This window comes from Psychrobacillus sp. BM2 (assembly GCF_048572895.1).
Lineage (GTDB): Bacteria > Bacillota > Bacilli > Bacillales_A > Planococcaceae > Psychrobacillus.
On record NZ_CP183878.1, the window covers coordinates 519,598 to 533,525 of the forward strand.

Annotated in this window: 6 protein-coding genes; 5 read left to right on the forward strand and 1 reads right to left on the reverse strand. The window is 35.7% G+C overall.

Annotation, left to right across the window (positions count from 1 at the left end; genetic code table 11):
• Positions 1 to 171 precede the first annotated feature (171 nt).
• The 4 genes from ACN6MX_RS02405 to ACN6MX_RS02420 all read left to right on the forward strand — a co-directional run bounded on the left by ACN6MX_RS02405 (position 172) and on the right by ACN6MX_RS02420 (position 7,566).
• Entirely contained in the window at positions 172 to 774 is a 603-nt protein-coding gene (locus tag ACN6MX_RS02405) for a 4'-phosphopantetheinyl transferase family protein (RefSeq protein WP_419961090.1), read from the forward strand.
• Between the two features lie 688 nt (positions 775 to 1,462).
• Complete coding sequence (locus tag ACN6MX_RS02410) at positions 1,463 to 1,606, forward strand: hypothetical protein (protein ID WP_419961091.1); 144 nt, start codon at positions 1,463 to 1,465, stop codon at positions 1,604 to 1,606.
• Between the two features lie 196 nt (positions 1,607 to 1,802).
• Complete coding sequence (locus ACN6MX_RS02415; RefSeq protein WP_419961092.1) at positions 1,803 to 4,361, forward strand: S-layer homology domain-containing protein; 2,559 nt, start codon at positions 1,803 to 1,805, stop codon at positions 4,359 to 4,361.
• 295 nt (positions 4,362 to 4,656) lie between these two features.
• A complete protein-coding gene (locus ACN6MX_RS02420; RefSeq protein WP_419961093.1) occupies positions 4,657 to 7,566 on the forward strand; it encodes an S-layer homology domain-containing protein in 2,910 nt (969 codons plus the stop codon).
• A gap of 103 nt (positions 7,567 to 7,669) precedes the next feature.
• Here the strand turns inward: ACN6MX_RS02420 and ACN6MX_RS02425 are convergent, their stop codons facing one another.
• Positions 7,670 to 8,377, reverse strand: coding sequence for a class I SAM-dependent methyltransferase (locus ACN6MX_RS02425; protein WP_419961094.1), 708 nt, complete (start codon positions 8,375 to 8,377; stop codon positions 7,670 to 7,672).
• Positions 8,378 to 8,792: 415 nt separating this feature from the next.
• Between ACN6MX_RS02425 and ACN6MX_RS02430 the strand changes: the two genes are divergently transcribed.
• The gene (locus ACN6MX_RS02430) at positions 8,793 to 13,913 is read left to right on the forward strand and encodes a choice-of-anchor I family protein (RefSeq protein WP_419961095.1); all 5,121 of its coding nucleotides are present in this window, start codon (positions 8,793 to 8,795) and stop codon (positions 13,911 to 13,913) included.
• Positions 13,914 to 13,928: the final 15 nt, after the last annotated feature.

The following is a 13,928-nucleotide window of genomic DNA, read 5'->3' on the forward strand; positions in this document are numbered from 1 at the left end:
ATTTTGAAAATCAAATCAGGAGAGTGTCATATATGGTATTTCGATTCAAATGACGTATCCGTAAATTTAGTTAATATGTTGAGTGACGATGAAAAAATAAGATATTCAAGCTATAAATTTAAAAAGGATTAAAGCCGCTTTCTAAAGTCAGCAACTTCGTTAAGAATATTATTGTCATTATACACAAAAATTTCAGTTGATAATTTAATAATATGCAGAAAGTGTAATGAATGTGATAAATACCACGGTAAGCCAAGATTAATTAACTTTAAAGAAATAAATTTTTCAGTATCATATTCTCAGAATATGATAGTTATTGCTATATATAAAAATCACGAAATAGGGGTAGATATTGAATTTATTAATTCCGATTTCCCATATGAAGAAATAATAGAAGATACCTTGGCTATAGGTGAACTTAAAAAATTTTATAGTATGGGTCAAAATGAAAAATTAAAAAATTTTTACTTTTATTGGACTATTAAAGAAGCTCTTACAAAAGCTACTGGGAAAGGCCTAAATGATAAATTTAATAGAATTGAAATTGACCAAGATAATGATTCTATAAAAGTTATAAAATATCCTAACTTAACCATCAATGATGATCAAGACATTTCCTTAAGATCAATGACTTTTCAAGATAATTATGTGATATCCTTGGCAGTTTTTGATTCATTAAAAATTATAGAGTTTTTTAATGAGAGTGAAATTAAAAGTTACTTCTTGGGTGGTAAATGCAGGGGATTAAAATTACCTACCAATTCTATTTTATAAAAATTAAATAAAGCTCTAGTTCATACGGAATTAAAAAATGAAACTTAGTCAAATTATAACTTTTACAAATTAGCGTATTTGTTTCTCTTGTTTACTCATTTTTGTTTTTTGGGGAAACTATAATAACTACCTCTATACCAGAAACTTTTAGATAGATGATTCGATGTTAATAATATATTTTTTACCTAGTATTATAGAAATTATTTTATTAATAAACAATAAATCAAATAAAAAAATGGCTATCCCGAAAGGGGAGCCATTTTTTATTAAGGACACACAGGCCCTGTAAGCATTTCTCACTAATAATATTAGAAGTAAAAAAGACACCCACAAACTGTGAGCGCCTTTTGTCGAAATTAAATGCAATGGCTAACCAACCAAAGTGTGCTATTAACATTAATTCCAAATACAAGAGTAACACATATAATGGTGGTTTCTAAATGAAAAATATACCAATTCTATTAGAGGTAAAAAATCCACTTCTACTCTTAACAATCAGATCTGATAAATTTTTTTGATAAAAGGTTATATTGTTCTTTCCTTCTCAAATTACAAGAAGTTTAATTATTCCCTCGAATTACTCCTGCACCTATTCCTTCTCACAGTCAGGACATTAGCGTAATGAAATTGTGTTCTTTCGGATTGGATTCCTTGTAAATCAGCACCACAGGAGGACCAAATTCTACCAGTGGAACATGAATTAGAGATAACAAAAGAAGTAAGTAAACTAGCGTCCTTTGATACACAGGAAGCCTTCCAAAGACTGAAAAATCTTCAACTATCGATTAAAACAAGGTACAACGAAGCTTTGAACAAATATCAATCTGTATAAATAGACATGTGGGATCCAGCAGCGATTAGCTGCTGGTTTTTACTTTTATGTGGGATTGTGACCAACTTTTGGCATTAGACTTTATAATATACCAGTCTTATACTTATTTAGTAGTTGTTAAATCTACATAAGTAGGAGCAACTTTACTAAATTATAGTTCACAAAATAATATTTACCTATGAGGAGAAAATCATCCATGACGAACCAATCGACGAAATATCGTAAGTTTTTAGCTGGTGCAGCTTCAGCTGCATTAGTAGCAACAGCAATCGTACCAACTGCTTTAGCAGCAGAGGTAGAAACAGCAGCAAAAGAATTCTCAGACGTTGCTCCAACTCACACACATTACGGTGCAATTAAGCAAGCTGTAGAACGTGGATTATTCAACGGTTACACAGATGGTACTTTCAAACCTGAAAACACTATCGACCGTAAAGGTGTAGTTAAATCTCTTGCTAACTATGTAGTTTCACAATCTGACTACAAAACTTATGATGAATACATTTCTGCTAACAAATTAGTTGAAACTGTAGCACCATTTAATGATGTTCCTGCAACTCATGGTGACAAAGAATTATTTAATGCTTCTTTAATCGTTAAAGATTCTGGAATCTTCAGAGGTAGCAACAACAACTTAATGCCTGCTAACAACATTACTCGTCAACAAATGGCGCAAGTACTTGTTAAAGGATTTGGCCTAAAAGATCTTGCTGGAGTTGAGTCATCAGTTACTGACACAGACAAAGCACAAGATCAATACGTAGACTACATCAACATCTTATCTGAAAACGGTGTAACTGCAGTTACTTCATTCAACCCAACTACTGACGTTAAACGTGGACAAATGGCTTCATTCTTAAACCGTTCATTCGATGTTGCTCATACAGAAGTTAACACAACTCCTGAAGTTGTTTCTGTTAGTGCAGTTAACGCTAAAGAATTAGTCGTTACATTTAACCAAGCTGTTGATGCAACAGATGCTGCTATTAAAACAAAATATGCTTTAGAAGGCGAAGTAATTTCAAACGCAGTAATTTCAGAAGATGGTAAGACTGTAACTTTAACAACTGCTGATGAGTTAAAAGTATCAAATTCTAAAGTTACTGTTTCACCAATCAAAACAAAAGCAGATGCTACTGTTCAAACTTTAGAGTTCAACAAATTGCTAACATTTGCAGACACAACTCCTGTTGATGTTAAATCTGTTGAAGCAAAAGGAACTACAGCAGTTATCACTTTTGATGAGCCTGTACAAAGCGAAGGAACTGTAAGCTTAGATGGTGTTCAACTTGCATCTACTCAATATACTTTAGCTGGTAAAACACTAACAATAACAGGTTTAACGGCTGAACAATCTTATAAAGTAGATGTTGTTGGAGCAACTGACTTCGCTAACAATATTTCTAACCCTATCGCTGTTAACTTCACGGTAGCTAAGCCCGTAGTTGATAATTCAAACCCAACTGTATCTACTACAGTTAACGGTACTGAAATCACTTTTGATTTCTCAGAAGAATTGTCTAAGCAAAATCTTGATGGGAAAACTGGTCGTAATGAGTATGCAAAAGTAACTGTAGGAACTACTGTTTTCTACTTGACTGATGCTGAGATTAAAGATGCTACTGATAAAACTAAATTCACTGTAGATGCAGTATCTGTATTAGGTGCAGCGAAATTTATTAATGCAAAAGTTAAAGTAGAGGGACAAAAAGACCTAGCTGGTAACGCTGGGGATGCATTTGAATTCGATGCTACTCTAGCTAAAGATACAACTCCTGCTACTCTTTCATCTACTTCAACTAAAATGTTAGTAGCGGATGATACAACTGTTACTACAGACGTAGATGCTTTATACCTTACTTTCAATGAACCAGTTAATGTTAAAGGTGATTTAACTCTTAATACTAAAAATGGTATCGTCTATACAACTGGAAATGTAACAGCTGTAGATGAAGCTGCTGGAACTGATGTTGATGGTAACGGTAAAATTGAAGGTTCTGAAAAAAATACTGTTAAAATCTCTCTTGACTTAGATAGCAATTCAGCATACTCTTTCGAATTAGCTGCTAAAGCAGTAACAGACTTGTCTGGAAATGTGAATGCAGATACTATTACAATTAATGTTGCATCTGGTACATTCCAAGCTACACCTGGAACAGTTACAGCTTCATTAGTATTTGGCAAAACACCAGTTGCAGTAGATGCTACTAACAATAGAGTATTCACTGTTGAGTATGCTGCGGATGTTACTTCTTCAGCAACAACAGTAGCTAACTACACTCTTGGAGGAAAAGTATTACCTATCGGAACTCAACTTCAGTTTGTAGATGGAACTAAAAAGGTAAGAATCACATTACCTGAAGGTTCTATCGCTGCTAATGGTAGCTACATCCTTGAAGCTAAGAATGTTGTAGATACTAAAGGTAACACTCTTAAAGACGGTAAAGCTACAACTCCAGTTGTACTAAAAGAAAGCGTTGCTCCAGTAGCTTCTAAAGTAACTGTATTAGATAGCAAAACATTTACTGTTGATTTCTCTGAAGCAATTGCTAACCAAGCTACTGTTACTGGTTTAACAGTTAAGATTGCTGGTGAAACTGTAGTTCCTGCTTCAGTTGTAGCAGCTAATGGTAAGTTAACTGTTAAAACAACTAATGACTTAGCTCTAACAGACAGCATTGCTGTGGAGTTTAAATCAGCTAACTTAGTTGATGCTAATATGAACAAAGTTAAAGATGGTTCTGTTTCTAACTAATTTTTAGTACAATGTTCTAAAACAATTGATTCCGTTAAACGGAATAATTAAATAAAAGTAAGCCTTGTGGAGAGAAATCTCCGCAAGGTTTTTTTTTTGCTTCAACCTAGCATTACATAAAAGGACCCCCCCACATTACAAAAATTTCATTAACCTTACATAATTCACAATGTCATTATTACCGTTTATCTCCCTTTGTAAAGGAAATAGTACAGGTAGTGTAATCTATTAAAATCTCTATTACACTACTTAATATTATTTAGAACCTAGCACCTAAGATGAGGAGGAAATTTATATGACTAACAAATCAAAAAAATATCGTAAGTTTTCAGCTGGTGTAGCTACGGCTACCCTAGTAGCAACAGCAATCGCACCAACTGCTTTAGCAGCTGAGGTAAAAACTGCTGCAACAGATTTTTCAGATGTAGCTCCAACGCATACACACTACGCTGCAATTATGCAAGCTGTTGAACGTGGATTATTCGATGGTTATAAAGATGGTACTTTCAAACCTGAAAACTCTATTGACCGTAAAGGTGTAGTGAAATCTCTTGCGAAATACGTGATTTCTCAATCTGACTATAAAACTTTCGAAGAGTATATATCTGCTAATAAATTAGCAGATAAAGTAACACCGTTTAAGGATGTTCCAAAAACACATGGTGACAAAGAATTATATAACGCTTCTTTAATCGTTAAAGACTCTGGGATTTTCAGAGGCAGCAATAACAACTTAATGCCTGCAAACAATATTACTCGTCAACAAATGGCGCAAGTACTTGTGAACGGATTCGATTTAAAGGATCTTGCCGGAGCCGAGTCGAAAGTTACTGACAATGCTAAAGCACAAGACCAATATGTAAAATACATCAATATTTTATCTGAAAATGGTGTAACCGAAGTTTCTGCGTTCAATCCAACGGGAGACGTTAAACGTGGTCAAATGGCTTCATTCTTAAACCGTTCATATGATGTTGCTCATCCAGAAGTTGTGGATCCAACTCCGGAAGTGCTTTCCGTAAGTGCGGATAACTTAAAGCAATTCTCTATTACGTTTAACACAAAAGTAGATAAAGCATCTGCTGAGGATATTGCTAATTATTCCTTAACTGATGTAACTTCTGGTGCCACTGCAGATTTAACAAACGGTTCTGTAGAACTACAAGCAGATGGAAAAACTGTACTTGTATCACTTGGAACGGAAGCTCGTCAACAAGATGAAGTGAAAGTTACTGCAGAAGACGTAGTAAATGAAAAAAATATGGCTATCAAAAAATTCGATGGAAATGTAACATTCTTTGATAGAGCTGCACCAACAGTTGAAAATCTTCGTACAGTTGGTCCACGTTCAGTAGAGATTAACTTCTCTGAACCTTTAAAAGTTGCTCCAACTGTTAAATTAGATAATGGTTCTATCTCAACAGCGGTTGCACTTGATCCTTCCAATCATACAAGAGCGGTAGTTGAATTGGGTGTTGCTCCTACAACAGGTGAACACTCACTTGACATAGAGGGTGGCCAAGACTACGCTGCATTTAAAGTAGCTAAAACTACTAAAGACTTTAACTATGCTGTAGATACAACCGTACCAACAGTTACAATTGACAAAGCAGCACCAGATCGAGTTACTTTTAAATTCTCTAAACCAGTTAAAGTTGCAAACGCTAGTAATGTTTCGTTCTATCATACTGTTAATAACAGTGCAAATTATGTAGGAAATGGTCTTACTCCTGTGAATCCAGTAAATGGTTTTGCTGATACTTTTACAGTGAAGTTTGCTACACCACTTCCAGAGGGCACTTCGAAGTTATTTTTAAACACAAAAGAAAATGCCTTTGAAGATGCTTGGGGTAATGACGTTGCATCGACAGAATTATCAGCTAGCGTAGTTTCAGACAAAACTGCCCCTTCTGTTACAAAAGTAGATGCTTCAACTGACAAAAAATTTGTTATTACTTTCTCAGAAGAAGTTAATAAATCAACTGCAGAATTAGCAGCAAATTATGCTTTAACAGATTCTGCTGGTAAAGCTGTATCACTTAGTGGCGCTACTTTCGCTTACGACAATGCGAAAAAGACCGTAACCGTTACGTTGTCTACAAACTTAAAACCAGGGTCTTACGCATTAGTAGTTAAGAATGTAGAAGACTTATCCTATGAAAAAAATAAATTAACTTCACAAACTATAGACGTTGCAATCCCTGATTCAACAGCCTGGGATGTTAAAAGTGCAGTTAAAAGTGGAAATAATATCCGAGTTACATTTAGCGAAGCGATGAGCACAGAAGGGTTAACAACTCTTTCTAATTATAGTTTGCGTAATAATGACAAAATGGTTGATTACCCGGCTGGTACTTCAATCGTCGTTATTAATAATTCAACCATCGAGATTCGCTTACCTGCGGGAAATACAGCTATCAATAATGTTAATGGAGTACGTGTTAGTGGTTCACTTAAAGATGCAGCAGGGAATGTATATAGCAACACGGATTTCATTTTAAAAACAGTATCGAATGATGCTTTAGATGACGTCTCTCTTATAAAAGATTCTGCTTTGACAGCTACTAATAAAACTGTTAAGTTCCAATTAAACCAAGAACTACAAGGCTCATTGAATCCATCCATGTTTACTGTATCTGATCCATCACCTGCTGGAACATTTACATTTGGTGGAGCTTCCTATGAAAATAACGATGGGAAAGCAACTGTTACTTTAACACTTGCAGCTAACGGTACCACATTTAGCTTTGCACCAAACCAACAATTAAAAGTTGTAGCTACAGCTGGTGCTTTAACTAATACATTTGGAACTCCAAATTCACCAATCACCATACCAGTGAAAGATGGGATTGCTCCAAGTGTGGAGAAAGGTAATGACGGGAAATTATTAATAAGTAACAATACAGCAACCGGTGATGTTTCTGATTTCACTATTGATTTTGATGAAGGCCTATCAGCATCTACTGCTCTATGGGCTAGTGATTTAGTCATTACTGATGCGGCAGGTAACAGATTAAAAGCTGGGGATAATTATACAGTAACCGCATCTGCGGACAACGATATCGCAACTGTAGCTTTAGTAAATAAATACGCTGACTACAAAGGTGCTTTATCTGTTGCTACTGTAGCAAATCCAGCATATATCCGCGACGTTGCGAGTAATACCGCTAACGCATTTGCTGCAACTACTGTAACTATCGAGTAGTTTTTAAGAATTATATTTTGTAGAGTTGATTGATTAAATCAATAATAGAAGGCCTTGTGGAAAGTGATTTCTGCAAGGCTATTCTTTTTGTATTAATATTTCCTTATGATTTGCAACATTTAAATACACGATAGCCGATCAAATCCTGATTATGAAGCATAAATTTGTTATGCTCCTCCCATAATTCATAGAGGTCCATATGAATGTTCTTCGATGGATTTATGTCATTAATTTCGCTTTCAATAAGCCCAGATGGAGTACTTATCATTTCAACTTGAGTTAATCCAGCTTGATGTAACCGCAATATCCATTCTTCTTTATCTAATATTTCATTGATGCCGTATAGATTACATGCTTTTCTTTGCTTTTCTTCTGACAGATGTTGTTCAGCTGTCATTTCAACCATGATTAAATGCCCATCACTTTTTAAAACTCTAGAAAGCTCCTTTAACGACCTTGAAATATCAGTAAAAACTATAACAGACTCGGCTATTATTAAGTCGAAAGAATTATCGACAAAATCCAAGTTTTGTACGTCTCCTTCCATTACCTTGACTGGTGCCTCCATTTTTTTCAATCGTAGCTTAGCCTTTTCTACCATAATCGGGTGATTATCAATCGCTGTCACCTGACAATTAAATCTTTCAACTAAGAAAGCTGCAGTCTGTCCTGTTCCACAACCTATATCTAACACAGATTCATTTGGTTGAATATTTTCATTTTCCAATATAGATTTGGTTAGACTAAATCCACCAGGATGTGCACCACCAATTCCAAAATAAGCCAGTAAATCTAAATAAGTATTAGACAATGAATTTCCCTCCTATTATTAATATAACTATAGTATGCTAATAGCGTTTTTCATGACTTCCTTTGGGTCCCCATAATTTAGTCCAGACATCTAAGTTTGTGTCTGTTTTTTTTATTTGTCTATTTTTGTTGTAAAAGCACTCATTTTAAAACTTTATAATTTTTACAATAATTTAGTAATCTACTAAAACTAAAACTATTGATAGAAAAGAATTGTCTTCAAAAATAAACCACAAACTAAAGAAAAGCGTGGATTTTCGTTAGTTTTCCCTCTATTTTTGGGGCAAATCCATTTAATTTAGCTTTAATTTTTATAGGAATAAAGTATTAACAATCACTTAACATTAAAAATAATTTTGGCATGGTAACCTTTACTTAGGGATTAATCTGATCCCATGACTAGAGGAGGTCAGTAAATGAAAAAGCATGCTAGTTCTTATCAAAGATTATTCGGAGCGACATTAGCTACGGTGGTGTTAACTGGAACGGTTACAACAGCTGTACCAGTAAATACACTAGCCGAAGAGGTGAAAGTTCCTTCATTTTCAGATGTAAAGAATATTGAACATTTCTATGAGAGTGTTAGAAGTTTGGCTTCTAGAGGAATTGTAAAAGGTTTTGGCGATGGTACTTTTAAACCTTATCAATCAGTAACTCGAGGACAAATGGCAAGTGTTTTAGCGAAAACACTTGGGATGAATATGGAAAATGTGAAAAACCCAGGATTCAAAGACGTGAAAGTGACAGATGAGTATTATGGACCAATTGCAGCACTTGTCGAAGCAGGGGTAATCGAGGGGTATAACGACAAAACGTTTAAGCCGGGCGAACCACTTACGCGTGCACAGATGTCCAAAATCATTAGTCTTGGTTTTAAACTAGATGAAGTAAAGCTTACAAATACTCCATTTACTGACGTGAAAACTGGAGATTGGTACGCAGATTATGTCCAAGCACTGATCGCAAATAATATTACAACAGGTACCACTCCAACTACATTTGCACCATACGCTCACGTTACTAGAGGACAAATGGCATCGTTTATTGTTCGAAGTGAATCCCCTGTACAAAAAACGGCGAAATTGGTTGGCATAACAAATGAGTTAGTTGAGTTATCCACTGGAACATATGCTTTGTCGGCAGATTTAAAGAAAATATTAAATGCTTCAAATTCGGCAGCTCTTTTAGGAGCGGCTTTGGAATATACAGTTAAAGACGGCGTAATCGTTGGAATTACTTCGATTGAACTTACAGCAAATGGCAATGAAACAAACAATATAGTACTAGATGGACAAGGCTCTAAATTTGCAGGGACGTTACGTGTTAATGGTGACTATGTTTCATTGAAAAACTTAACGATTGCAAAAGATTTGGAAATAGGCAAAGAAGTAGAAAATAGTTTCAAAGCTTTTGACATCAAGGTTCTAGGGAAAACGAATCTTACTGATAAAAACTCTATAAGCAGAGGCAATAATGTACTTTCTGCAGCTGCTGTAGAAGCTAAAGAACCGAGTTTTGTTTTTACAGACTCTAGCATCCAAACTGTAGAAGTGTCAAAGAGTAATAAAGTAATAATTGAAGTAAAAGGAAATTCAACAGCTCAAGGATTCACTCTTTTATCGAACGTCCATTTAAAAGCCGATAAAGGAATTACATTGCCAAAAGTGAACATCAAAAAAGGAGCGACGAATGTAACGCTTGATGCATCAGTGGACAATCTCTCAATAGACACGCCTAATGCATTGTCGATTGATGGAACAGCCAATATCAAAAATGTCACTGTCGTATCTAAGATTAATCTAAAGCTTCAAACAACCGGAAAAATCGACAAAATGACTGTTGCGATTAAAGGTACTGCAATCACATTAGGTGCAGGAACAAAAGTCGATAGCTTTGATCTCCCAGAAGGAACAACGGCAAAAGATGCTATTGTAAATTTCGATCAAATCAATAGCGGCGGTACTTCTAATGGTGGAAATTCAAGTCCGAATCCAAGTCCGAATCCAAACCCAAATCCGGATCCAAATCCACCAAATAACGGTGATGGGAAAACGTTTAACCTTTCTTTAATGCACGTAAATGATATACATGCTAATACGGACAAAGCACCAAGGCTTGTTACAGCAGTAAAAGAAGTACGCACAGTTAAACCGGATGCATTGTTATTAAATGCAGGGGATGTTTTCTCTGGCACATTATATTTCAATGAATTCCTAGGTCAAGCAGACTTAGCATTTATGAATTTAATGGAAGTTGACGCAATGACATTTGGTAACCATGAGTTCGATCTTGGTTCATCAGCAGACGGTCACAAAGCATTAGTTGATTTCATTGAAGCTGCAAATTTCCCATTTGTATCCGCAAACGTAGATTTTTCAAAAGATGAACTATTCAAAGGTTTGTTTAATACAAAAATTACTTCTACACCTGAAGCAAAAAATATTTACACAGGAATTGTAAAAGAAATAAACGGTGAAAAAGTAGGTATATTTGGGCTTACAACTGCTGAAACAGCAGACATTTCAAGTCCAGGAAAGATTACATTCTCGAACTATATTGAAGATGCGAAAAAGATGGTTACAGAATTTGAAGAAATGGGAGTTAACAAAATCGTTGCACTTACACATATTGGATACGATGACAATCCAGCGGTAGATAACGATAGAGAACTTGCTGCAAACGTACCTGGAATTGACGTAATTGTTGGAGGACACAGCCATACACAACTAGATAAACCAGTAGTTGTAAACGAAGACAAAAGCGGTAATACAAAAGCACCAACAATTATTGTACAAGCCTACCAATATTCAGATTTCTTAGGGACACTAGATGTTGAATTTGATAAAAACGGGGTAGTAATAGGGCAAGCAGGAAAGTTAATTGCAATCAACGAAACGCAAAAAGATGCAGCGGGTAAAGATAAAAAGGATGAAAACGGAAAAACATTATATGTAATTCCAGATGATCTCGAAGCAAAAGAAATGTTAAAAGAATATGCAGATAAAATTTCAGCAATAGAGAAAGAAAAAATTGGAGTAACGCTTGCAAATACACTAGAAAACCCTCGTACAAGCGGAGCTAATCCAGAACTACAACCAAGTGTACGTAAAAATGAAACAATTCTAGGGAACTTAATCACAGATGGCATGCTTGAAAAAGCAAAAGAATTCAACAGCAACGTTGTTATGGCTTTCCAAAACGGTGGGGGAATCCGCACTACAATTCCAGCTGGTAATGTGACAGTAGGACAAGTAATTGCAGTACTTCCATTTGGTAACACATTAGCAACAATGAACGTAACTGGCGCAGAATTAAGAGAGGCATTTGAACTAAGTGTTAGCGTGTATCCGCTTGAAAGTGGCGGTTTCTTACATGTATCCGGTGCGAAAGTAAAATTCGATTCTTCAAAACCAGCTGGACAACGTGTAGTATCAATTGCTTATAAAAATGGTGATGGCTCTTACACTGAAATCGAAGAAGCTAAGACATATACAGTAGCGACAAACGCATTCACTGCTAAAGGTGGAGACGGCTATAACGTTCTTAAAAAAGCGTATGAACAAGGTCGTGTTACAGATCTTGGTTTATCAGACTGGGAGAACTTAAGAGACCACTTAATATCTTTAAAAAATTCAATCCCAGCTGAAATCGAAGGTCGTATTGTAGACGTTGCAGGACAAGTTGTAGAACCAATTCCAGATCCAATCACAGGATTCTATAACACGAACCCTGAAAAATTAGCAGTCTCTCAAATTGCTCGCTATGACAGCGGTAAAGGAGAAACGGGGACAGAGATTTTAGCATACGATGCGAATTTGAAAAAAGCTTTTGTAACAAATGGTGCAGTGAAAGGTTTTGATATTGTATCATTCGAAAATTTGAAATCTGGCACATTAACAGGAATTACAGAGACTAAAAGAGTTCTATTATCAAGCTTTAACATTAATGGGGTAGCTGATATTACTAGTATTGCTTCCCATCCAACGAAAGATTTAATCGCAATTTCTGCTGTGAGTGATCCAAAAACAGAACGAGGCTACATCATATTTGCAACGAAAGACGGAGAATTTTTGAAATCTGTCCAAGTTGGAGCATTACCAGACATGGTGACATTCACTCCAGATGGTAAAAAAGCAATTGTTGCAAATGAAGGTGAACCAGCTGATAATGCGGAAAAAAGTTCTGATTTAATTGATCCAGCAGGATCTATTTCGATCATTGATGTAGAAACTTATGATCATAAGGAACTACAATTTACTGAAGAAATGCTAGACGATAAGGTACGTATGTCTTATCAAGGTAAAGGCAAATCTTACTTGGCACAATTAGAACCTGAATATGTAACAGTGTCTGCCGACAGCCAAACAGCGTACGTTTCCCTACAAGAAAATAATGCAATCGCAACCGTAGATCTTAAAAATGGTGAAATCCTACATGTTAAAGGACTTGGCGTGAAAGATTTTTCAAAACCTGGTAATGAACTAGATGCGCTCAAAGATGGAGCAGTAAAACTAGAGAAACAACCTATACTTTCCTTCTATATGCCAGATGCAATTGAAACTTTCACGGTAGCTACAGGTGATACGACTCAAACGTACATCATCACACCTAACGAAGGTGATGCACGTGACTATGAAGGATTTAGTGAAGATAAAAAAGTAGAAAAAATAATTAAAGACGTTAAGTTGAATGCAGATAATTATGCCGGATATACACAAACTGAGCTAGATGCATTTGACTTAACGACACTAAAAGATTATAAAATTACAACGGAAGATGGGAAAAATGAAGCAGGAGTATACGAAGCGCTTTATGGATACGGCGGACGTAGCTTCTCTATCTTTAATGCAGAAACAATGGAGCTAGCATTTGATAGCGGAAGTGATTTCGAATCTATCATTGCAAACGATCCAAGACTAAAACAATACTTCAACGTAAGTAATGACAATGTAAAAGTAGATGATCGCAGTAATAGTAAAGGTCCAGAACCGGAATCGGTAGTAACTGGAGAAATGAATGGAAAGACTTACGCATTTATCGCTTTAGAACGGATCAGCGGTATTATGGTTTATGATCTTACTAACCCATCAAGTGCAGAGTTTGTGACATTCATTACAAGCCGTGACTTCTCTGGAGATGTCAAAGGAGATGTAGCTCCAGAAGGTTTAAGATTCATACCAGCTTCTGAAAGCCCGACAGGTAACGCATTACTTGCAGCAACACATGAAATGTCAGGAACAGTTGCAGTATATGAATTTGATGGCACTAGAGTTCCAGCAACACCAGTTTCTGCAGCTGATTTCTCTGGTACGGTCGAAGAACCAAAAGTTTATGAAGGTAACATAATTGTATCTGTTACAGAAGCAGAAAAACTAGAAAACGCGGTAATCATGGGAGATCTGATACTAACTGGTACCCCTCAAGAAACGTTCTCTATGACAAACATTGAGGTTAAAGGAAATGCAGATTTTTCAGGACTTGATGGAGATGTATTTAACTTTGATGGTTTGACAGTAGCTGGAGAAACAATTCTTTAAAATATTTAGTACAAA

Bases quoted from the DNA above. Each gene is read 5' to 3' on its own strand.
- ACN6MX_RS02415 (WP_419961092.1), top strand. From the start codon at position 1,803: ATGACGAACCAATCGACGAAATATCGTAAGTTTTTAGCTGGTGCAGCT.
- ACN6MX_RS02420 (WP_419961093.1), top strand. From the start codon at position 4,657: ATGACTAACAAATCAAAAAAATATCGTAAGTTTTCAGCTGGTGTAGCT.
- ACN6MX_RS02430 (WP_419961095.1), top strand. From the start codon at position 8,793: ATGAAAAAGCATGCTAGTTCTTATCAAAGATTATTCGGAGCGACATTA.